This window comes from Streptosporangium sp. NPDC048047 (assembly GCF_040653115.1).
Classification (GTDB): Bacteria; Actinomycetota; Actinomycetes; order Streptosporangiales; family Streptosporangiaceae; genus Streptosporangium.
The window spans coordinates 1-20,493 of record NZ_JBEZNH010000089.1 but is presented as its reverse complement, the minus strand read 5'-3'; the positions used below and the strand labels follow the sequence as shown (position 1 = coordinate 20,493).

The 20,493-nt window shown below is 72.6% G+C and carries 18 protein-coding genes; 9 read left to right on the top strand and 9 right to left on the bottom strand.

Annotated features, from left to right (window positions below; genetic code table 11):
* Positions 1 to 106 precede the first annotated feature (106 nt).
* Positions 107 to 2,179: a prolyl oligopeptidase family serine peptidase gene (locus tag AB0D67_RS37460; protein ID WP_362946690.1), complete on the bottom strand. Its 2,073-nt coding sequence runs from the start codon at positions 2,177 to 2,179 to the stop codon at positions 107 to 109.
* A 336-nt stretch (positions 2,180 to 2,515) separates the two neighbouring features.
* Here AB0D67_RS37460 and AB0D67_RS37455 point away from each other — a divergent pair, with 336 nt between their 5' ends.
* The 3 genes from AB0D67_RS37455 to AB0D67_RS37445 are packed head-to-tail and all read left to right on the top strand — an operon-like array spanning position 2,516 to position 4,120.
* The gene (locus AB0D67_RS37455; protein WP_362946693.1) at positions 2,516 to 3,025 is read left to right on the top strand and encodes an HNH endonuclease; all 510 of its coding nucleotides are present in this window, start codon (positions 2,516 to 2,518) and stop codon (positions 3,023 to 3,025) included.
* A gap of 30 nt (positions 3,026 to 3,055) precedes the next feature.
* Positions 3,056 to 3,877, top strand: coding sequence for a GNAT family N-acetyltransferase (locus AB0D67_RS37450; RefSeq protein WP_362946687.1), 822 nt, complete (start codon positions 3,056 to 3,058; stop codon positions 3,875 to 3,877).
* A gap of 15 nt (positions 3,878 to 3,892) precedes the next feature.
* A complete protein-coding gene (locus tag AB0D67_RS37445) occupies positions 3,893 to 4,120 on the top strand; it encodes a zinc ribbon domain-containing protein (RefSeq protein ID WP_362946685.1) in 228 nt (75 codons plus the stop codon).
* A 106-nt stretch (positions 4,121 to 4,226) separates the two neighbouring features.
* On the opposite strand, the gene AB0D67_RS37440 is transcribed toward AB0D67_RS37445, so the two are convergent.
* From AB0D67_RS37440 to AB0D67_RS37430, 3 genes are all read right to left on the bottom strand, one after another.
* Complete coding sequence (locus AB0D67_RS37440; protein WP_362946682.1) at positions 4,227 to 4,712, bottom strand: WYL domain-containing protein; 486 nt, start codon at positions 4,710 to 4,712, stop codon at positions 4,227 to 4,229.
* A gap of 190 nt (positions 4,713 to 4,902) precedes the next feature.
* On the bottom strand, positions 4,903 to 6,741 hold the full coding sequence (ilvD, locus tag AB0D67_RS37435) for a dihydroxy-acid dehydratase (protein ID WP_362946679.1): 1,839 nt from the start codon (positions 6,739 to 6,741) through the stop codon (positions 4,903 to 4,905).
* 217 nt (positions 6,742 to 6,958) lie between these two features.
* Positions 6,959 to 7,669, bottom strand: a complete 711-nt coding sequence (locus AB0D67_RS37430; RefSeq protein ID WP_362946677.1) for a nuclease-related domain-containing protein — start codon at positions 7,667 to 7,669, stop codon at positions 6,959 to 6,961.
* A 721-nt stretch (positions 7,670 to 8,390) separates the two neighbouring features.
* Here AB0D67_RS37430 and AB0D67_RS37425 point away from each other — a divergent pair.
* Positions 8,391 to 9,146: a hypothetical protein gene (locus tag AB0D67_RS37425; protein WP_362946675.1), complete on the top strand. Its 756-nt coding sequence runs from the start codon at positions 8,391 to 8,393 to the stop codon at positions 9,144 to 9,146.
* Positions 9,147 to 9,200: 54 nt separating this feature from the next.
* Here the strand turns inward: AB0D67_RS37425 and AB0D67_RS37420 are convergent, their stop codons facing one another.
* Positions 9,201 to 10,163, bottom strand: a complete 963-nt coding sequence (locus AB0D67_RS37420; protein WP_362946672.1) for a hypothetical protein — start codon at positions 10,161 to 10,163, stop codon at positions 9,201 to 9,203.
* A gap of 94 nt (positions 10,164 to 10,257) precedes the next feature.
* Positions 10,258 to 12,828 carry an aminopeptidase N gene (gene pepN, locus AB0D67_RS37415; RefSeq protein WP_362946670.1) on the bottom strand — a complete coding sequence of 857 codons (2,571 nt, stop codon included), beginning with the start codon at positions 12,826 to 12,828 and terminating at the stop codon, positions 10,258 to 10,260.
* Positions 12,829 to 13,048: 220 nt separating this feature from the next.
* Between pepN and AB0D67_RS37410 the strand changes: the two genes are divergently transcribed.
* From AB0D67_RS37410 to AB0D67_RS37400, 3 genes are all read left to right on the top strand, one after another.
* Positions 13,049 to 13,669, top strand: a complete 621-nt coding sequence (locus tag AB0D67_RS37410; RefSeq protein WP_362946668.1) for a disulfide bond formation protein DsbA — start codon at positions 13,049 to 13,051, stop codon at positions 13,667 to 13,669.
* A 299-nt stretch (positions 13,670 to 13,968) separates the two neighbouring features.
* Positions 13,969 to 15,378 (top strand): aldehyde dehydrogenase family protein, encoded by a 1,410-nt coding sequence (locus AB0D67_RS37405; protein WP_362946665.1) that lies wholly within the window; start codon positions 13,969 to 13,971, stop codon positions 15,376 to 15,378.
* A 129-nt stretch (positions 15,379 to 15,507) separates the two neighbouring features.
* Positions 15,508 to 16,047, top strand: a complete 540-nt coding sequence (locus AB0D67_RS37400) for a hypothetical protein (RefSeq protein WP_362946663.1) — start codon at positions 15,508 to 15,510, stop codon at positions 16,045 to 16,047.
* A gap of 28 nt (positions 16,048 to 16,075) precedes the next feature.
* Here AB0D67_RS37400 and def read toward each other — a convergent pair whose 3' ends face one another.
* Positions 16,076 to 16,564, bottom strand: a complete 489-nt coding sequence (gene def / locus AB0D67_RS37395; protein ID WP_362946661.1) for a peptide deformylase — start codon at positions 16,562 to 16,564, stop codon at positions 16,076 to 16,078.
* A gap of 107 nt (positions 16,565 to 16,671) precedes the next feature.
* On the opposite strand from def, the gene AB0D67_RS37390 reads away from it, so the two are divergent.
* The gene (locus tag AB0D67_RS37390) at positions 16,672 to 17,139 is read left to right on the top strand and encodes a ribose-5-phosphate isomerase (protein ID WP_362946658.1); all 468 of its coding nucleotides are present in this window, start codon (positions 16,672 to 16,674) and stop codon (positions 17,137 to 17,139) included.
* Positions 17,140 to 17,193: 54 nt separating this feature from the next.
* Here the strand turns inward: AB0D67_RS37390 and AB0D67_RS37385 are convergent, their stop codons facing one another.
* Positions 17,194 to 17,382: a hypothetical protein gene (locus AB0D67_RS37385; RefSeq protein WP_362946655.1), complete on the bottom strand. Its 189-nt coding sequence runs from the start codon at positions 17,380 to 17,382 to the stop codon at positions 17,194 to 17,196.
* Positions 17,383 to 17,423: 41 nt separating this feature from the next.
* Complete coding sequence (locus AB0D67_RS37380) at positions 17,424 to 18,653, bottom strand: GNAT family N-acetyltransferase (RefSeq protein ID WP_362946653.1); 1,230 nt, start codon at positions 18,651 to 18,653, stop codon at positions 17,424 to 17,426.
* A gap of 118 nt (positions 18,654 to 18,771) precedes the next feature.
* Between AB0D67_RS37380 and AB0D67_RS37375 the strand changes: the two genes are divergently transcribed.
* Positions 18,772 to 19,887, top strand: coding sequence for a PP2C family protein-serine/threonine phosphatase (locus tag AB0D67_RS37375; RefSeq protein WP_362946650.1), 1,116 nt, complete (start codon positions 18,772 to 18,774; stop codon positions 19,885 to 19,887).
* Positions 19,888 to 20,493: the final 606 nt, after the last annotated feature.

Here is a 20,493-nt window from a genome sequence, read left to right as displayed (position 1 = left end):
CCGGGCGGGCGCCGCGAGAGAGCGTCTCCTCTCCCGGACCCCGCGGGTCCGCCGCCGCCGGGGAGGCCCGGATCGTCGGCCGGGAGGAGCAGCGGGAGGAGCCGCGTCAGACGGCCAGGCCGGTGTGGCGGGCCAGGAAGGTGAGCTGGTCGGCGGCCAGCTCGACGGTCCTGCTCACCGCGCGGGCGCCGTGGCCCACCTCGGTCTCGTTGCGAAGCAGGATCGGCCGGTCGCCCGCCTGCGCGTGCTGCAGGGCGGCGCACGTCTTCCAGGCGTGCAGCGGGTGGACCCGGGTGTCCGACTGGAAGACGGTGAACAGCGTCGCCGGGTAGGACACGCCCTCCCGGACGTTGTGGTACGGCGAGTAGGCGTGCAGCCAGGCGAACTCGTCGGGCTTCTCGGCCGTGCCGTACTCGACGTTCCAGGTGGCGCCGAGGCCGAACAGCTCGTAGCGGACCATGTCCAGCAGCGGGGCCGAGCAGACGACGGCGGCGTACAGCTCGGGGCGCTGGGTGAGCGCCGCGCCGACCAGCAGGCCGCCGTTGGAGCCGCCGGAGATGCCGAGTCGGTCCGGGGTGGTGATCCCGGTGGCGATCAGGTGCTCGGCCGCCGCGTGCAGGTCGTCGAAGACGTTCTGCTTGTTGGCGAGCATCCCCGCGCGGTGCCACTCCTCGCCCTCTTCACCGCCGCCGCGGAGCTGGGCGACGGCGTAGGCGCCGCCCGCCTCGACCCACGCCAGGATGGAGGCGGAGTAACCCGGCGACATCGACAGGCCGAAGCCGCCGTAGCCGTACAGGATGGTCGGGCGCGGGCCCTCGGCGCCGGGCTTGCTGATCACCAGCATGTGGACCTCGGTGCCGTCGGCCGAGTGGTAGGTCACCTGCTCGGTGTGGACGGCGGGCACCTCGACGGCGCCGGGGGAGGCCGCCCACAGCGTGGTCTCGCCGGTGCGGGCGTCGTAGCGCTGGATGGTCGGCGGGGTGGTGTTGTCGGTGTAGCCGAACCACGCCTCGTGACCGCCCTCGGGGCGCTCGGTGATGCCGCCGATCGTGCCCAGGCCGGGCGTGGGCACCTCTCCGACGCGCTCGCCGGTCGCCAGGTCGTGGACGGTGATCTCGCTGATCGCGTGGCGGGTCCAGCCGACGAGCATGACGGGGCGGTCGAGGTCGTCGAGGATCGCGTAGTCGGTCAGCACCGCCTCGGGATCCTGCGGGATCAGGTCGCGCCACCGCTCGGCCAGGGGCTCCGAGGGGTCGGTCACGCAGATCCGGCCGCGCGGCGCGTCGCGGTCGGTGAAGACGTACAGCAGGCCGTCGCGGCCGAAGTGCAGCGCGGTCTGGGCGTCCACGCCCTCCTGGACGACGGTCAGCTCGGGCGAGTCGGGGGAGGAGGCGGACAGGTCGGCCACCCACAGGTCGTTGCGCGGCGCGGTGCCGCGGGAGGCGGAGATCTGCAGCCGGCGGCCGTCGCGCGACACCGCCACGCCGTAGTAGTTGGTCTTCTCCATGCCCTCGCCGAAGATCAGCACGTCGTCTTCGGTGGAGGTGCCGACCCGGTGGAGGTAGACGCGGCGGTGGAACTGCTCCTCCCCTTCGGGGACCTCCGTGGAGGGGAGCCGGCGCACGTAGTAGAAGGCCTCTCCTCCGGGCAGCCAGGCCACCGGGGAGTAGCGGCACCGGTCGATCGGCCCCTCGATCCGCTCTCCGGTCGCGACGTCCATGAGGTAGAGGCTGGACTCCTCGTCGCCGCCCACCGAGATCTGGTAGGCGAGCAGCCGGCCCTCCTTGTCGGGCTGCCAGGAGTCGAGGGTGGTGAGCCCGGTCGGGTCGAGCGCCATCGGGTCGAACAGCGTCCGCTCGGCGCCGCCGGGATCGACGGTGTAGAGCACCGCGTGCTCCTGGTCGGGGGTGCGGCGGGTGAAGAACGACCGGTTCCCGCGCCAGACCGGAGCCCCTACCGAGCCGGACCGCAGCAGCTCGGTGATCCGCGACCTGAACGCCTCACGTCCGGGCAGGGCGCTCATCTCGGCCGCGAACAGCTTCTCCTGCGCGGCCAGCCATCCCTGGGTGGCCGGGTCGTCGGGGTCCTCCAGCCACCGGTAGGGGTCGGGGACGGGGGTGCCGTGCGGGTTCTCGACGATGTCGTCACGGCTGGCTGGAGGGTACGGCTGTCGCGTCATGGCAGGAACCCTACGACCTCCGGCGGCGTCCCGGCGTCACCAGCGCGCCGGGCGGAACCGGTGCGCCGGGGGAGGAGTTAAAAACTGGTAATGCGGGCATAAAACGTACCAGGCGTCTCTCCAGCCTTTTATGGGTGGCGGGAACGACGATGCAGAAGCCAAACTTGGTGAAGGACGGCGCCGGGGTGATCATCCGCTGGGCCGTCCGGCGGAGGTCATCGTGACGGAAACATCCGGGCCTCAGGAGGGGCCGCCAGTCGGGGTACGCCACGGCGTGCCCCATCACCTGACGGCCCTGGGGACCCTGGGGACGTGTGCGGCGGGAGATGCTCGCTGATGCGCCAGGTCCTGCTCTTGAACGCCACCTACGAGCCCCTTACCACGCTCTCCCTGCACCGGGCCGTCGTGCTCGTGCTGCGGGAGAAGGCCGACGTCGTGCACCGTGACGGGCAGGGCGCCGTGATCCGCTCGGCGAGCCGCACCCTCGACGCGCCCTCGGTGATCAGGCTGCGCCGATACGTCCGCATCCCGTACCGGTCGCGGATCCCGCTGACCCGGACCGCGTTGATGCGCCGCGACGACTACCGCTGCGCCTACTGCGGCCAGCGGGCCGAGACCATCGACCATGTGATCCCGCGCTCCCGGGGCGGCCCCCACACGTGGGAGAACTGCGTGGCCTCGTGCATGCCGTGCAACCACCGCAAGGCCGACCGGATGCTGGAGGAGATCGGGTGGACGCTCAGCGTCGCCCCGGTGGTGCCGCGCGGCGTCCACTGGCGGCTGATCGGCGCGCAGAACGTCGGAGACCCCCTGTGGGCCCCCTACCTCGCCGAGAACGCGGCGTGAGCGCCCATCGGTCCGCGGGGTGACGGCCGGATGACCTGGACGTTCACCTCGGACATCGAGGAGTACGCCAGGGCGGCGGAGCCGTTGCTGCTGCGCGACCCGATCCGCAACACCATGCCGCTCACGGTCCTGCGCGCCATGCGCGCCGGGCTGTGGGGCGAGGACCTCCTGCTGGGCTGGCTGGAGCGCGGCGGCGAGGTCGTCGCGGCGGCGAGCCAGACGCCGCCCCGTCCCCTGCTGCTCCCCGACGTCCCCGCCGACGCCGTGCGAGACCTGGCCACCAGGCTCATCGAGGCGGAGCGGCGGGTGCCCGGCGTCTCGGGCCCCGAGGAGGCGGTCGAGGCGTTCGCCGCCGCCTGGTGGCGGCCGGAGGCGGGGCGCCGCTCCGAGCGTCTCTACCGTATCGGCGCCCTCCACGCGCCGTCGCCCACCGCCGGGGGAGCCGCCCGTACGGCCGGCGCCGCCGACCTCGACCTGCTCGTCGCCTGGAACGTCGCCTTCCAGGAGGAGGAGCACGAGTCCGTGGCGTTCGACCTGAGGCCGCTGGTGGCCAGCAGGATCACCCGGGAGGAACTGGTGCTGTGGGAGGCGGACGGCGAGCCGGTCGCGTTCGCCGGGGTCTCCGCGCCCATCGCGGGCGTCTCCAGGATCGGCCCCGTCTACACGCCGCCCGCCTTCCGCGGCCGCGGGTACGGCACGGCCGTCACCCACGCCGCGACGGCCGGGGCGCTCGCCGGGGGCGCCACCGAGGTGCTGCTCTTCACGAACCTGGCCAACCCCACGTCCAATGCGATCTATCAGGCGATCGGGTACGTCCCCGTCGCCGACTACGCCTCCGTCGCGTTCGCGTGAGTACGCTTGTGTGCCATGCCGCGTTATGAATTCCGCTGCCGCTCCTGCGGCTCCACCTTCGAGCTCTCCCGGCCGATGGCCCGCTCCGACGAGCCCGCCTCCTGCCCGGGCGGACACGACGACACCGTCAGGCTGCTGTCCACGGTCGCCGTCACCGGCGCGTCCGGTGGCACGTCCGGTGGCGCTGCCCCTCGCCCCGCCGGAGGCGGAGGCGGGTGCTGCGGGGGCGGCTGCTGCGGGTAGCCGCCCCCGGCTCCGCCGTGGACCCTGACACCGCCCAGACGGTGTCAGGGCGCCGTTCCCGCGGGCCCCGGCGTGGGCGGGACCCGCCGGACGGCTCGGGCGGGTGTCAGGCCGCCCGCTTGCCCTGGAACGGCAGGAAGTCGGTGGCCAGGTGCGGCCGGGCGGGGGCGAAGGTCGGCTCGGTGGCGATGATCCGGTCGAACCGGAAGGCCCGGATGCCGTGCCGCAGCCGGCACATGCCCACGAGGTACCAGTGGTCACGGTGGACCATGCACGTCACCGGATCGACCTCACGGACGGTGATCCGGCCCGAGACGTCCCGGTAGTGCAGCCGGATCACCGTGCGCGAGGTGATGGCGCCCGCGATGGTCCGGGCCCGGTCGGCCACCGCGTCGGGCATCGGTTCGGTGAGGGTCGCCAGCGTGGCGGCGACGACCCCGTCGTCGAGGTGCAGCTGTTCGAACGCGTGGCGCAGGCCGAGGCGGGCGGCGGTGGCCTGCGGGCCCGAGCCGAGGTGGGCGAGGGACAGGGCGAGGGCGGCGATTTCGGCGGTCGTCAGCGGGCTGGCCGGGGACTTCGTGACGTTTGCCATGTCTCCATGGTACGTCCGAACACCGACATTTTTCGAAAATCCTCTCGGATGCGACAGGACGTATCCGAGAGGATCCCGAGGTCAGAGCGACGGCTGCGACAGGCCCCCGCCGGACGGCCCGGCGGAGACCGGGACGGCCGGCGCGAGGGCCGCGACAGGTCCCGCGAGGCGCCGGCGGAGGCCGGGGCGGTCAGCGCGACAGCTGCGACAGGTCCCGCGAGGCGCCGGTGGAGGCCGAGGTGGTCAGCGCGGCGTAGGCCTGCAGGGCGGCGCTCACCGGGCGGTGGCGGTCACGCGGCCGGTAGCCGCCCAGCTCGGCCAGGAGCCGCTGCCGCCGGGCCGACAGCTCCTCCTCGGAGACCTTCAGCCCGATCGAACGGCCCGGGATGTCGATCTCGACGAGATCGCCGTCCTCGACCAGGGCGATGAGGCCGCCCTCGGCCGCCTCCGGGGAGGCGTGGCCGATGGACAGCCCGCTGGTGCCGCCGGAGAAGCGGCCGTCGGTGATCAGCGCGCACGCCTTGCCCAGGCCCCTGCCCTTCAGGAACGAGGTGGGGTAGAGCATCTCCTGCATGCCCGGCCCGCCCTTGGGACCCTCGTAGCGGATCACCACGACGTCTCCGGCCTTGACCCGGTCACCGAGGATGCCCTCGACGGCCTCCTCCTGCGACTCGAACACCACGGCCGGCCCGGTGAACCTCCAGATCGACTCGTCCACCCCGGCGGTCTTGACGATGCAGCCGTCGACGGCGATGTTGCCGTAGAGGACGGCCAGGCCCCCGTCACGGGTGTAGGCGTGCTCGAGGTCGCGCACGCAGCCCTCCGCCCGGTCCAGGTCCAGCGACTCCCAGCGGGAGTCCTGGGAGTAGGGCTTGACGGTGCGCACGTTGCCCGGGGCGGCGTGCCACAGCTCCAGGGCCTCGGGCCTGGGGTTCGCCGAACACGGGTCCCACGCGTCGATGACGTCGCCCAGGGTCCCGCCGGCCACGGACCGCACGTCGCGGTGGATCAGCCCGGCGCGGTCCAGCTCGCCGAGGATGGCGGGGATGCCGCCCGCGCGGTGGACGTCCTCGACGTGGTACTTGGAGGTGGCCGGGGCCACCTTGCACAGGCACGGCACCCGCAGGGAGATCTCGTTGATCTCCTTGAGGCCGAAGTCGACCCCGGCCTCGCGGGCCGCGGCGAGGATGTGCAGGATCGTGTTGGTCGAGCCGCCCATCGCCACGTCCAGCGCCATGGCGTTCTCGAACGCGTCCTTGGTGGCGATGTTGCGCGGCAGGACGCTCTCGTCGCCGTCCTCGTAGTAGCGACGGGTGATCTCCACCAGCTGCCGCCCGGCGTCCTCGAACAGCGTCTTGCGCGCCCTGTGCGTGGCCAGGATCGTGCCGTTGCCCGGCAGGGCCAGGCCGATGGCCTCGGCGAGGCAGTTCATCGAGTTGGCGGTGAACATCCCGCTGCACGAGCCGCAGGTCGGGCAGGCGTTCTCCTCCATCTCCAGCAGCTCGGCGTCCGAGACGCTGTCGTCGGCCGCCGCCACCATGGGGTCGATCAGGTCGAGCTTGCGGCCCGGCGTCTTGCCGGCCTCCATCGGGCCGCCGGAGACGAACACCGTGGGGATGTTGAGCCGGAAGGCGGCCAGCAGCATGCCCGGGGTGATCTTGTCGCAGTTGGAGACGCAGATCAGGGCGTCGGCGCAGTGCGCGTTGACCATGTACTCGACCGCGTCGGCGATCAGCTCGCGGCTGGGCAGCGAGTACAGCATGCCGCCGTGGCCCATGGCGATGCCGTCGTCGACCGCGATCGTGTTGAACTCGCGGGGGATCGCGCCCGCCTCGCGGATCGCCCCGGCCACCACGTCGCCGACCTCGCGGAGGTGGACGTGCCCGGGGACGAACTGGGTGAAGCTGTTGGCGACCGCGATGATCGGTTTGCCGAAGTCACCGCCCGCCACACCCGTCGCCCGAAGCAGGGCCCGGGCTCCGACCATGTTCCTGCCGTGGGTGACCGTACGTGACCTGAGGGCGGGCATGAGGCTTCTCCCATCATCGAAACCGTGTCCTCAAATGGTACGGCCACCGCTCAGTGCGTGAGACGTCGTGTCCATCTCACGAGACGGAGGGGCCGCACCATGAGACGGCCGCGCGCCCCGCGACCCCTCGCGGGGAGGGGTCGCGGGGCGCGGGGAGACGACGCGGGAGAAGCGCGCGGCGCACCGGGGCCCGGGGCGGCCGGGTCACGGGGCGCGCTCAGTCCTCGGGGTAGCGGGCGGGCAGCACCTCGGCGGCGGCGCGGTAGATCGTGTCGATCTCCTCCGCGGTCAGCGACCGCTCCCGCTTGGTGATCCACTTGCGGACGCGGCTGCCGTCGAAGACGTCCACCTCGCGGACGTTGAGGATCTTCCACGGGATCGCCGGGCCGTAGATGGCGAGGGAGGGGATGATCGTGATCTCGCGGCCCAGCGCCTTGCCGATCAGCTCGCTCGCCTGGGCCGCCTCCCAGCGCGCCTCGTCGATGCGGGGCTTCTGGTTGAACGGGCCGTGGAACAGCTTGCGGTGCGACTGGACGCGGACCGGCAGGCGCTTGTCCCATTTCTCGGAGTCGACGGCGTAGACGCCGGTCGGGCCGACGACCAGATGGTCGATCTGGGCCTCGCTGCCCGGGATGGCCCGCGCGTGCAGGGTGCGGTAGCCGCGCCGCTCCAGCCCCTTGAGCTGCGCCTCCGTGCGCCGTTCCGCGACCGAGGCGCGCCGCCAGGCGGGCACGGTGGAGTGCGAGCGGGCGCGTATCACCGTGTCGGCGATCGCCGCGAGCACGGCGGCGGTGAGGCCCAGCCTCCAGTTCGCCAGCAGCACTCCCGCGACGACGCCCACGACGACGGCGATCAGCGCGCGCCGGCGCAGGTGGCCGTACCTGGGGTCGTCGAACAGCTCTCTCAGGGAGGCTCGTCTGACGGGCACGGACGCGGGCTCGGGCGCGGTGGGTCGGGGTGCCGGCCTGTCGTCGGCCGGCCGGTCACTGACCCAAATCGGTGACGCGTTGTTACCGTCTTCTGGTACCTGGCCGGAATCCACGTAACTCACGGTAGCTGACGTCCCCAGGGGTGCCTAGTATTGGGTTTCTCATACTTTTGTGACCGCCATTGCCCGCTTGGACCGCAGGCGGCCGGGTATCTACATATTTCCTCTCTAGAGAACCCGGCGTCGCCCACCGCCTCGCGAACGGCGCGCACGTACGTGATCTTAGCGTCCCGGATGGCCGGTGACCGGCGTCTTCTCCGTTCCGCGCCGCGCCGTGCGGGCCCCCGGCCGCTCGGGCGAGGCCCCCGGAGGGCGGGCCGTGCGAGGGGTCCCTTGCCCGTGGCGCGCCGTACGACGGGTCCCGCGTCCTCGGCCGGGCGGATCCCGGAGCGTCCCTCCGGATGCCGGATGCCGGATGCCGGATCGCGCCGCGCGGAGTCCTCCTTCTCCGGTGAAGCCCCGCCGGCCCGCTATGCCCGCTCCGGCCCGCGGTGCCCGCTTCCGTCCGCTCCGGTCCGCGGTGCCCGTACCGGCCCGTGGCGTCCGCGAAAACGATACGCGATACCCCGATTTCTGATATGACATGCGTTCCTTTCCTGATATCGGGTAAAGGCCCGGGTCGGGCCGGAGACGGTCCTGCCGTTCACATTTCACGGGGGGAATGGTGCGAAAGGCGCCGGACCAGGTGTTCGCCTATCTCACGGGCCTCCTGGCCGACGCGCGCGACAGGAGCGGCCTCGCGGACCGCAGGGCCGCCTTCCTGGCCGGGACGGCCCTCACCGGCGGGGTGACGGCCGCCCGGCTGACGCCGCGCGACCTCCCGGCGGAGGTGAGCTGGCTGTGGTGGGCGGGTCTGTTCCTGTGCGCGATGGCGATCGTGACGCTCGCCGCCGCGCTCTGGCCGTACAGCACCCGCCTCGCCGCGCGGTCCGTGGAGCGCCGCCGTTTCTACTCCGCCCGGGTGCCCACGAGCCCGTCCGCCGACGGGACCTTCCCCGCCGGAGCCTTCCATACGGGCCCGTACGCCGCGGGGCCGGTCGACGACTCCCGGGCCGGCGCCTTCTCCGAGAGCGCCCTCGCCGAACTGCGGGCCCGCACCGCCGGCCGGGACGGGGCCCCGGACATGAAACGAGGAGAGCGGGACGGGGACCGGGACGCACGGGTCCGGGCCGACCGGCTGGTGCACCGGGCCGGGCGGCTCGGCGCCGTCGCCGACGTCAAGCAGCGCTACGTCCGCCGGGGCCTGGTCCTGCTGCTGCTCGCGGCCTCCTGCTGCCTGGTCTCGGCGGTGGCGGGCGAGCTGATGACGTCGTGGGACCTGTCCGGCAGGCCCATGGCCCCGCCGCCCGTACGGCAGGCCCCCGGGCCCCCGCCCTGGCACTGCGACCCGGTGGAAGGCTGCGGTCGCCCGCTCTGACCGGGACTCCGGCCGTGGCCGTCCGCCGGGGGCGGGCCGCGCCGTCCGCTCCGATCAGGACTCCAGAAGCCCCGCCAGGTGGGCGGCGATGTCCGCCAGCAGCGTCGAGGGCGTCACCGGCGCGGCCGCGACGGCCGAGAACAGACTGGGCAGGCCGGGCAGCGGGAAGCCGTCCTCGGCGGACGCCGCGGCGCCCACGTCGTTCTTGGCCAGGACGACCCGGCTGCGCTCCCAGGCGTCCAGGACCTCCTCGGGGGAGGGGACGCCGAACCCGTGGCCCACCGGGGCGGCGTGGCGGAGCCGTACGAGGGGGGTCTCGGCGAAGGCCAGGGCCACCCGGGCGCGCAGGGTGAGGTCGTCGCGGACGTGATGCCCGACCCAGTCCATCGCGGTGCAGGGGTTGCGGCAGGAGGCCACGCAGGTGCCCAGGGCTCCCGCCACCTGGCTGTGCTGGCGGTCGAAGTAGGCCCGCCACCCCTCGGCGGGCTCCCCGGCCACCCGCAGGGTCCGGTTGGCGGCCGACTGCTCGGGCTTGGTGTGGTCGCACTCGCGGTCGCCGATCACGCCGAACCTGCTGCCCGGCGCGCTCAGCCCCGCCGGCCAGCGGGCGGGGTCGCCCGCGTTGCCGAGCGCGGGCTCGAAGGCGAGCAGCGGGAGATACTCGCTGGCGATGTGCAGGGCGGCCACCATCGGGCTCAGCTCGCGCCGGTGCCACCGGACGGCGATCGCCTCCAGCAGCAGCCCGTAGGCCGGGCGCAGCGACTCGAGCGCGCCGCGCGGCTGCTCCTTGGGCGTCTGGGGCATGGTGCAGGCCCTCGCGCGCCGCCGCAGGTCCGCAGGCACGCCGCGCGCCTCGGCCGCGAAGTCCTCGGCGTCGAGCGAGAGCAGCCGCTGGCCGAACTCGCACACGATCTCGACGGCGCCCGCCTCCCCGATCACCTCCGGGGCGAGCGCCCCGACGTCGCCGAAGGCATACCTCCGCGCCAGGGAGACGAGAAGGTCGCGCGCCGATTCCACCTGATCACCTTCCGGGGCCGCCGATGCCGGGAATGTCGCCCACATGGGCCGCGCCCCCGCCGCCGGAGGCGGGGACGCGGCCGGGACGAGCGGGTCAGGCCGCCGCGGCGGCGTCCCTGGCCTGGGCGCGCAGGGAACGCCCGATGCCGTCGGCGCCCTCCAGCAGCAGACGCCGCAGGGCCTGCGGGGGCTGCTCCGCCGAGATCAGGTCCTGCGTCTTCGCCACGGTGGCCGGGGAGATGGCCAGGGCCGGGTAGCAGCCGACGGCGAAGTTCTGCGCAGAGTCGAAGGTCCACGTGCTCCAGATGTGGACGATCTGCTCGAAGTACTTCGCCGCGTACGGCTCCAGCAGGTCCGGGTGGTTCGGGTCCATGAAGCCGAGGATGGTGGAGCGGAGCATCGCGCCGCTCAGCTTGCCCTCGGTCATGGCCGCCCACGCCTTGGCCTTGTCCCCGGGCGTCGGGAGCGCGGCGCGGCAGCGCGCGGCCGAGCGCTCGCCGGTGGCGGTGGAGTCGCGCAGCAGCTCCTCGGCGATGTCCTCCTCGCCGAGCACGCCGCCGGAGGCCAGCGCGTGGACCAGGGTCCAGCGCAGGTCGGCGTCGACGGTCAGCCCGTCGAGCACGGTCGTGCCGTCCAGCAGGCCCGACAGGAACGACAGGTCCTCGGCGGAGGTGGCCACGGAGGCCAGGGCGTTGACGTAGGCGAGCTGGTGGTCGGAGCCGGGCTCGGCGCCGGCGACGAGGGAGCGCAGGCCGGAGGCCAGCAGGGCGAGGCCCTCGGCGCGCCAGGCCGGGTCGGCGAACTGCTGGACGGCCTGGCGGGCCTGGCGCAGCACGGCCTGGGCGACCGAGATGTCCTTGATCGACGCGAGTCCGGAGAGCGCCAGGGCCACGTAGTCGCGGGCGGCCATCTCGGCGTCGCGGGTCATGTCCCAGGCGGCCGACCAGCACAGGGCCCGCGGCAGCGACTCGGTGAACCTGCTGATGCCGCCCTCGACCAGCGTCCGCAGCGAGCGCTCGTCGAGCCGGATCTTGGCGTAGGTCAGGTCGTCGTCGTTGAGCAGCACCAGGTCCGGCTGGACCTCGCCGACCAGCTCGGCCACGGCCGTGCGCGCGCCGACCACGTCGAGCTCGACGCGCCTGGTGCGGACCAGCTCCTCGCCGCGCAGGGAGTACAGGCCGACGGCGACGCGGTGCGAGCGCAGCGTCGGGTACTCGGCCGGGGCCTCCTGCAGCACCTCGAAGGAGGTGAAGCGGCCCTCGTCGTCGACGGTGAACGACGGACGCAGCGTGTTGACCCAGGCGGTCTCCAGCCACTCCTTGGACCAGGACGACAGGTCGCGGCCGGAGGTGCGCTCCAGCGCCCCCAGCAGGTCGGCGAGCGTGGTGTTGCCCCAGGCGTGCTCGTTGAAGTAGTCGCGGACGCCGGCCAGGAAGTTGTCCAGGCCGACGTAGGCCACGAGCTGCTTGAGCACCGAGGCGCCCTTGGCGTAGGTGATGCCGTCGAAGTTGACCTCGACCGCCTGCATGTCGACGATGTCGGCGGCGATCGGATGGGTCGAGGGGAGCTGGTCCTGCCGGTAGGCCCAGGCCTTCTCCACGTTGGCGAAGGTGGTCCAGGCGCCCTGGCCCCAGCGGGTGGCCTCCGACTGGCACAGCACCGAGGCGTAGGTGGCGAACGACTCGTTCAGCCACAGGTCGTCCCACCAGCGCATGGTGACCAGGTCACCGAACCACATGTGCGCCATCTCGTGCAGGATCGTCTCGGCGCGGCGCTCGATGACCGCGTCGGTGACGCGGGAGCGGAAGACGTAGTCCTCCAGGAAGGTCACGCAGCCGGCGTTCTCCATCGCGCCCGCGTTGAACTCCGGCACGAACAGCTGGTCGTACTTGCCGAACGGGTAGCGGACCCCGAAGACCCGGTGGAAGAAGTCGAAGCCCTGCCGGGTGACCTCGAAGATGTTGTCGGAGTCGAGGTGCTCGGCGAGCGAGGCCCGGCAGTACAGGCCCAGCGGGATGCCGTCGTGCTCGGAGGTCACCTTGTGGTACGGCCCGGCGCACAGCGCGGTGATGTAGGTGCTCATCACCGGCGTGGCGGGGAAGTGCCAGCGCTTGGCGTCCTGCAGGGCGCCGTGCTTGCCGCGGTGCCCCTCCATCTCCTCGATCTCGTCGGGCGCGGCGTTGGAGACGACCTCCCAGTGCGAGGGCGCGAGCACGGTCAGCTCGAAGGTCGCCTTCAGGTCGGGCTGGTCGAAGCAGGCGTACATCCGGTGGGCGTCGGCCGTCTCGAACTGGCTGTGCAGGTAGACGTTCTTGTCGACGGGGTCCACGAAGCGGTGCAGGCCCTCGCCGGTGTGCGTGTAGCGGCAGTCGGCGTCGACGCGCAGCTCGTTGACCTCGGCGATGCCCGGCAGCGGCAGTCGCCCGGTCTCCGGGTCGTAGGCGCTCACGTCCAGCTCGACCCCGTTCAGGACCGCCGAGCGGATCCTGGCGTCGGCCAGCTCGATGAACGTCCCGGCCCCGGCCCGCTCGCTGGTGAAGCGGACCGTGGTGACGCTCTCGAAGAGCTCCTCGCCCTCGGTCAGATCGAGCTCCACCGCGTACGACTGCACGCTGAGCAGCCGCGCGCGCTCGCGGGCCTCGTCACGGGTCAGATTGCCTGCCACCACAGCTCCCTCGTCACAACTCCTCCGCTCCCTTGCGAAGGGTCCATCGAATCCTGCCATGCGGCATGGGGGAACGCCGCCTCGGGGACCGCGGGCGGGCCGGTCACCCCATCCGAGGATAAAGCGGCCGGTGGACGCCGATGGCCGTGTCCGGAATAGGGGACTCCGCGTCCAGGGTTGTCGCCGGATGAACGAGTCTCACGACCAGAGAGCTGAAGAGATGACCGAGCGCACTCCCGTCGACCTGTGGTTCGACCCCTTCTGCCCGTACGCCTGGATAACGTCGCGCTGGCTGCTGGAGGTGGAGAAGGTGCGGCCCATCGAGCCGCGCTGGCACATCATGAGCCTCAACGTCCTCAACGAGGACAAGGACGTCCCCGAGACCTACCGCGAGATGATCGCCAGGGCCATCGGCCCGGTCCGGGTGGTGGCGGCCGTGCAGGAGAAGTACGACTCCGACACCGTCGGCCGCCTCTACACCGAGCTCGGCGTCCGTTTCCACAACCGGGGCATGCTCAAGCAGCTCGACCGGCTCCGCGAGACGGTCGAGGAGGCCCTGGAGGCCGCCGGTCTCGACCGCGGGTTCGCCGACGCGATGGACTCCGAGGACCACGACGACGTCGTGCGGGCCTCGCACGAGGACGGCATCGGCCGGGTCGGCCAGGAGGTCGGCACGCCGGTGATCTCCGTGGAGGGCGTCGCGTTCTTCGGGCCGGTCATCACGCCCGCCCCCAAGGGCGAGGCCGCCGGCCGGCTCTGGGACGGCGTCCGCCTGGTGGCCGAGACCGACGGCTTCTTCGAGCTCAAGCGCTCCCGCACCCGGCCGCCGATCTTCGAGTGACCCGTGGCGGTCCGGTCCTGCCCTCCCCGGCGCGGAGGAGCGGAGGGGAGGACCGGAAGCCACCCTTCAGCGCTTCCGAAATATCCCCAATATTACGAATCTTGAATGATGTCGGTCAGATGCCGGTCATTCACTGCCAGACGGCGCGTTCCGCCGTACGCTCGGGGATACAGACGGCCGAGCGCCCGCCGCGGCGAGGGGCCCCGCGTCCGGCCCGCGCCGTGACGCCGCGCGACCCGCCCCTCGCCTGACCTGCCGGGCTCTCGCCTTATGACGATCCGCGCGCGAGGATGAGAGTCATGCGTCATCTTTATCTGAACGGAGCCTGGCAGCCGTCCGCTTCGGGCGAGGGCATCGACGTCGTCAACCCCGCGACCGAGGAGACGGTCGACCGGGTGCCCGCCGGGGCGGCCGCCGACGTCGAGGCCGCCGTGGCCGCGGCCCGGGCGGCCCTGCCCGCGTGGTCCGGCACGGCCCCCGCCGACCGCGGCAAGATCCTCGCCGCGGCGGCCGACCTGATACGCGAGCGCTCCGACCAGATAGCCAGGATCATCGCCACCGACATGGGCGCGCCGTACGGCGTGGCGATGAAGGTGCAGACGCTGATGCCCGCCGGGGTTCTGGCCTCCTACGCCGAACTCGCCGCCTCCTACGACTTCGAGGGTGAGCGGGTCGGCAACTCCCGGGTCTTCCGGGAGCCGGTCGGCGTGGTGGCCGCCATCACGCCGTGGAACTACCCCCTCCACCAGATCCTGTGCAAGGTCGGGCCGGCGCTCGCCGCCGGCTGCACGGTGGTGCTCAAGCCCAGCGAGGTGGCGCCGCTGGCGGCCTTCGCGCTGGCCGGGATCTTCGACGAGGTCGGGCTGCCCGCCGGGGTGTTCAACATGGTCAGCGGGTACGGCCCGACCATCGGCGAGGCGCTGGTCTCCCACCCGGACGTGGACATGGTGTCGTTCACCGGCTCCACCCGGGCGGGCCGGCGGGTCGCCGCGCTGGCGGCCGAGGGGATCAAACGGGTCGCCCTGGAGCTCGGCGGCAAGTCGGCCAGCGTGATCCTGCCGGACGCCGACCTGGCCGCGGCGGTCAAGGTGACCGTGGCCAACGCCTTCCTCAACTCCGGGCAGACCTGCTCCGCCTGGACCCGCATGATCGTCCACCGTGACCGGTACGACGAGGCCGTCGGGCTGGCCGCCCAGGCCGCCGCGAAGTACACCGTCGGCGACCCCTTCGACGAGCGCACCCGCCTGGGCCCGCTGGTCTCGGCCGCCCAGCGCGACCGGGTCGTCCGCTACATCAACCGCGGCCAGGAGGAGGGGGCCCGGCTCATCACCGGCGGCGTCGACCGGCCCCTGGAACGGGGCTTCTACGTCGAGCCCACCGTGTTCGCCGGGGTCGAACCGGGGATGGCGATCGAGCAGGAGGAGATCTTCGGGCCGGTCCTGGCGGTCATCCCCTACACGCGCGGTGAGGACGAGGCCGTGGCCATCGCCAACGGCACGCCGTACGGCCTGGCCGGCGCGGTGTGGGCGGGCACCGAGGAACAGGGGGTCGCCGTCGCGCGCAGGCTGCGCACCGGCCAGGTGGCCGTCAACGGCGGACAGTTCAACCCGCTGGCGCCCTTCGGCGGCTACAAGCAGTCGGGTCTGGGGCGCGAGCTGGGCGTGTTCGGCCTGGAGGAGTACCTGGAGGTCAAGTCGGTCCAGCTCTGACCGGCGGTCCCGCGGCCGGACCCGGCCACGGGGCCGGGTCGTCATGGTGGCCCGCGTGGGGTAGACCCGTCTGGGCGGCCTCCCCGAAGGGGCGTCCGGGCAACCTCCCCGAAGGAGCACGGTGACGACATGAGACCGGGCACCGCGCGCGTCGGCGCGTTCGATCTGGTCATCGCCGCGGGCGGGCTGGTCCTGCTGCTGCTGGCCGCGCAGAACCTCGGACCGGCCCTGGCCGCGTTCCGCGGCGACGGCGTCTGGGGCGCCTTCACCGCCCACCGGGTCGAGTGCGTCCAGCACCCCGGCCACGAGCAGTGCACCTGGCTGGGGGAGTTCCGCGCCGGCCGGACGGTCCGCCCCGAGGTGGCGTTCTACGGCGGCGACCGCGGGACGTTCACCCCCGGTCAGACGGTGCGGGCCTTCGACACCGGCCGCCGGGGCCACGTCTACGGCCCCGGCGGGTCCAACGAGTGGATCGCCGTCGCGCTGCTCCTGCTGGCCGGCCTCGGCCTGGCGTCCAGGCCGCTCCGGCGGCTCCGGCGCGCACGACGGCGGGCCGGCGAGCCCGTCGCGGGCCCGCGAACGGACCCCGGCTCACGAAAGGACCCCGCATCGCGAACGGACCCCGGCTCGCGAACGGATCCCGGACCGCGAACGGACCCTGAACCGTGAACCGGACCGGGACCGGGACCGGGACCGGTCAGGGGGTCTGGAGCAGGACCTTGCGGGCGGCGTCCTTGGGCAGGCGGTCGACGTAGAGCATGCCGTCGAGGTGGTCGGTCTCGTGCTGGAAGCAGCGCGCGAGCAGGCCGCGGGCCTTGACCCGGACCGGCCGGCCCAGGCGGTCGAAACCCTCGACGGTGACGCCGGCGGCGCGGGGGGTCCGGGCGTAGATCGGGGTGCCGGTCTCGCGGCCGGGGACCGACAGGCAGCCCTCCTCGTCGAGGACCTCCGCGGAGTCGTCCACGGTCAGCACGGGGTTGACCACGTGCCCCTTGCGGTTGCTGCAGTCGTAGACGAACAGCCTCTTCGACACGCCGATCTGCGGGCCGGCGAGGCCGACGCCCTGCGCGGCGTACATCGCGGCGAACATCTCGTCGATCAGGCGGCGCAGGTCGCGGTCGAAATCCGTGACGAACTCGGCGGGCGTGCGCAGGACCGGATCTCCGATCACTCGGATGTCACGCATGTGGGATTCTCTTTCGTGGGCCCTGTAAGGGGTGCGTTGGCATGCCGGTCATTACCTTAGCCGGGGGGCGGGTCGGCGGGGCGACATACACCTGCGAAACTGGGCGGGTGCGTGTCTACATCGGTGCCGACCATGCCGGCTATGAACTCAAGAACCGCGTCGTCTCCTGGCTCAAGGAGAACGGCCACGAGGTGACCGACTGCGGTCCGTTCGTCTACGACGCCGAGGACGACTACCCGCCGTTCGTTCTGCGCGCCGCCGAGGGCGTCGCGGGGGACCCGGGCAGCCTGGGGGTCGTGATCGGCGGCTCCGGCAACGGCGAGCAGATCGCCGCCAACAAGGTGCGCGGTATCCGCGCCGCCCTGGCCTGGAACGACGACACCGCCAAGCTCGCCCGCGAGCACAACGACGCCAACGTGATCAGCCTCGGCGCCCGGACGAACAGCGAGGAGGAGTCGCTCCGGTTCGTGGAGATCTTCCTCGGCACGCCGTACTCGGGCCAGGAGAGGCACGGCCGCCGGATCGCGCAGATCGGCTCGTACGAGACCGGCGGCGGTCTCCCGCCGCTTCCGTAGACAGGCTTCCGCGGTACGGCTTCCGCGTACCGGCTTCCGCGTACCGCGGGCCGGTCACCCGCGGCGCGGCTCCCCGCGTGGGCGGTCCCCCCACCGGGGCTCCGCGCGCCGGGGCTCCCTGCGCGGCGTCTCGTCGCGCAGGGGCCGCGCGTCGGCCCCCTCCTGTTGTTCCCGGGTGGGCCGGGAGACGTCCCGGGCCCGCATCGCGGTGAGCGAGGTGATCTGCAAGCTCTGCAGTGCCATGCCCTCCACCGTAACCCGCGGGCCGGGGCCCGCGGGAGGGCTCAGAAGACCAGCCCCGCCCAGGGGGCCGGCTCCCAGGACATCGCCGTCGACAGCTCCCGTACGGCTCCCGCCCGCGCCTCGCGCACCAGCCCGGCCGAGCGCAGCGGCGTCAGCGGACGGCCGCCCAGATAGGCGGAGCCGAGCGCGGTCACCGGGAGCGACACCTCCGCCGGATCGCCGGTGGGCACGCACCGGACGCCGGAGGGACCGGCCGTCAACCGCACGCGGCCCTCGTTCCACGGGCACACGGGGTCGGCGACCTCGATCACCACGTCCACCGGCGCCGAGTAGGCACGGGATGCAAGGGCGCGCCCGACGTCCACCAGGCGGATCCACAGATCGTCCAGCCAGCCCGCGTTGAGATGGCGCGGCTCGGCCAGCATGTGGATCAGCGGGTCGTCCACCGGCCGCGCCGCCGCCCTGATCCGCGCGACCAGGTCACGGTCGAGCACATGCCGCCACAGCAGGGCGTAAGCCTCGGGATCCAGGGCGAAGAGCTCGTGCAGCCGCAGTTCGCCGTCGGGCACGTCGTGCGGGGTGGCGCCCGGCCTGATCCGGAACAGGGCATAGCCGCGCGGACCGCCGTCGTCCTCGACTACCACGGCGCGCAGCGGCCCGGCGCCCCGCTGGTCGGCGTCGTGGTCCGACAGCACCCGGTCCCAGCGCGCGGCGGTGCGGGCGTACAGCCCCGGCCGGCTGCCGAGGACGGACTCGAAGATCTTCTCGAAGACGTCGCGGGCATCCGCCGGGCGGACGACGCGCAACCGGAGAGCGGGGTCGTCCGGGGCGTGCGCGGCCAGGGTCGCGCCATGCCGGGGGATGTCGAAGAACATGGTGTCGGCGGCCCTGCCGTACCCGAAGCGCCCGTAGATCGCCGCCTCGGCGGCGTACAGGGCGGCGACCGACTCGCCGCGGTCGCGGATGTCGGCGAGCTGGCGGGTCATCAGCGCGGACAGGATCCCCCGGCGGCGGTGCGAGGGCAGCACCCCGACGGAGGTGACCCCGGCCACCGGGATCGGCCCGCCGGGCACCGTCATGGTGAAGCTGCACACACCGGCGGTGCCCACCAGCAGATCACCGTCGAACGCGCCCAGCGAGCGGTCGAACTCCGTCACCGCCCGGTACTGCTCTCTCCGGTGCGGCGGAACGGCGGAGCCGAACGCCTCCTCGTCGATGTCGAGCCAGGCGGACCAGTCGGTCTCCGTCATCGGGCGCAGGGTGAAGGACATTTCTCCCACGGTAGAGGTGACAAACCCGTCGGGCCATTCAATTTCCCCCCTAAATGATCAAGGTGTCGGTCAAGTGGGCTGCCCAAACGGGGGGCAGCCCGATACAGTCAGGCGCATCATGAGTTCTCGCCCGGTGCCGCTGATTCCTCCTGGGCTCCGTGCGTTCCTGGCGCGGATCCCCCTTCTGGCACCCATCGTGCGGTTCCTGCGGCGCGGGCCGTTCGCCCGTGACCGCAACCTCCTCATCACGCTGAGCGTCCTGACCCTGGCGGTCGGCGCGCTGGCCGCCAAGGCTTCCATGGAGTGGTTCTCCCCGGCGCTGATGATCCCGATAACCCTCGTCGGCGGGCTGCAGCTCCGGCTGCGCAGCCTGTCCAAGCTGCTGTGCGCGGTCGCCGTCTCGCTCCTCTACGTGGCCGTCGTGCGCGGGGTCGGGCACATCGGCCCCGGCCTGCTGGTGACGTTCGGCTTCACCACCGTGCTGGCCGCCCTGATGGCCCGCACCCGGGGCAAGCTCGGGGTGCAGGGCCTGCGCGGCGACGTGATGCTCCTGGAACTGCGCGACCGGCTCAAGAAGCAGAGCGAGCTGCCGAAGCTGCCCAAGGACTGGGACTCACGGGTCGTGCTCAAGCAGGCGGGCGGTTCCTCCTTCGGCGGTGACTTCCTCGTCTCCATCCGGGAGGGAGACGTCCTGGAGCTCGCCCTCGTCGACGTCTCGGGCAAGGGCGTCGACGCCGGCACCAGGGCGCTGATGCTGTCGGGGGCCTTCGGCGGCCTGCTCGGCTCGGTCGACGACTTCCTCGGCGCCTGCAACACCTACCTGCGCCGCCAGCGCGAGGCGGAGGGCTTCGTCACGGCGGTCCATGTGCGGATCAACCTCGCCACGGCGGAATACGTGATCACCTCGGCAGGGCACCCGCCGGTGGTCAAGTTCGAGGCGGGGACCGGCACCTGGAAGGTCTCCCCCTCCAAGGGCGTGGTGCTGGGCGTCGTCGGCGACCTGCACTGCGAGGCCGACAAGGGCATGCTCCGCAGAGGCGACGCGCTCATGCTCTACACCGACGGGCTGATCGAGCAACCGGGCCGCGACATCGACGCCGGTCTCGACCGGCTGCTCGGCGAGGCCGAGCGGCTGCTGCCCTCCGGCTTCCGCGACGGCGCCCGGAACCTCGTCACCACCATGTCGGCCGGGCACAACGACGACTGCGCGCTCATTCTCATCTGGCGTCCCTGACGTCCGGCGCGGGGTCCGGGAAACCGGCGCCCCGCCGCCGGGGCGTGCCCCCGTGTCAGGCAGAGCGCACCGAGAGTATCCAGGCCATGACGGAACGCATGGTCAACGGTCAGCGTTCCGCACCGTTTTCTGGTGAGCCGGAACACTGGCGGGGATGAGGGGATTTTGGAACGCTCTAGGAGCGGTTTCGAACCCTCAGGGAGTCGCCCCGCGGGCGGCCGGACCCGGTGTCCTTTCACCGGAGGCTCGGCCGGTCCGGTGGTCGCCCGTCCGCATGGGTTCTGGACCCCGGGCATGGTGGCGCGGTTACCCCGGGGCCCGGTCTGGGCAGCGGACGGTACGGCACGCCGGACCACCCGGCGGGCGGCCGCCGGTGTCATCCGTCGTGACATCGGTGATCCGTGACTCCTCGGTGGCGCGCCGCGCGACGTCGTGGCTTTCGTGGGGGAGGTCCGGCCGAGTGCGGCGCGAAGGCGGCCGGGGGTGCGGTTCCGGTGAGGGGCCGCGTCCCCGGCCGGGGCGGACGTTCCCGGCACGGCTGCGCTTCGGCGTCGCCTCGTCGATGGTGGTGTACGGCGAGGGCGCCTACGACTGCGCGTCACACGG

Excerpts from the sequence above, each read along its gene's own strand:
- AB0D67_RS37450 (WP_362946687.1), top strand. The coding sequence starts at position 3,056 with ATGACCTGGACGTTCACCTCGGACATCGAGGAGTACGCCAGGGCGGCG.
- AB0D67_RS37460 (WP_362946690.1), bottom strand. The coding sequence starts at position 2,179 with ATGACGCGACAGCCGTACCCTCCAGCCAGCCGTGACGACATCGTCGAG.
- AB0D67_RS37445 (WP_362946685.1), top strand. The coding sequence starts at position 3,893 with ATGCCGCGTTATGAATTCCGCTGCCGCTCCTGCGGCTCCACCTTCGAG.
- AB0D67_RS37380 (WP_362946653.1), bottom strand. The coding sequence starts at position 18,653 with ATGTCCTTCACCCTGCGCCCGATGACGGAGACCGACTGGTCCGCCTGG.
- AB0D67_RS37400 (WP_362946663.1), top strand. The coding sequence starts at position 15,508 with ATGAGACCGGGCACCGCGCGCGTCGGCGCGTTCGATCTGGTCATCGCC.
- AB0D67_RS37405 (WP_362946665.1), top strand. The coding sequence starts at position 13,969 with ATGCGTCATCTTTATCTGAACGGAGCCTGGCAGCCGTCCGCTTCGGGC.
- AB0D67_RS37375 (WP_362946650.1), top strand. The coding sequence starts at position 18,772 with ATGAGTTCTCGCCCGGTGCCGCTGATTCCTCCTGGGCTCCGTGCGTTC.
- AB0D67_RS37410 (WP_362946668.1), top strand. The coding sequence starts at position 13,049 with ATGACCGAGCGCACTCCCGTCGACCTGTGGTTCGACCCCTTCTGCCCG.
- AB0D67_RS37440 (WP_362946682.1), bottom strand. The coding sequence starts at position 4,712 with ATGGCAAACGTCACGAAGTCCCCGGCCAGCCCGCTGACGACCGCCGAA.
- AB0D67_RS37385 (WP_362946655.1), bottom strand. The coding sequence starts at position 17,382 with ATGGCACTGCAGAGCTTGCAGATCACCTCGCTCACCGCGATGCGGGCC.
- AB0D67_RS37425 (WP_362946675.1), top strand. The coding sequence starts at position 8,391 with ATGGTGCGAAAGGCGCCGGACCAGGTGTTCGCCTATCTCACGGGCCTC.
- def (WP_362946661.1), bottom strand. The coding sequence starts at position 16,564 with ATGCGTGACATCCGAGTGATCGGAGATCCGGTCCTGCGCACGCCCGCC.
- ilvD (WP_362946679.1), bottom strand. The coding sequence starts at position 6,741 with ATGCCCGCCCTCAGGTCACGTACGGTCACCCACGGCAGGAACATGGTC.
- AB0D67_RS37455 (WP_362946693.1), top strand. The coding sequence starts at position 2,516 with ATGCGCCAGGTCCTGCTCTTGAACGCCACCTACGAGCCCCTTACCACG.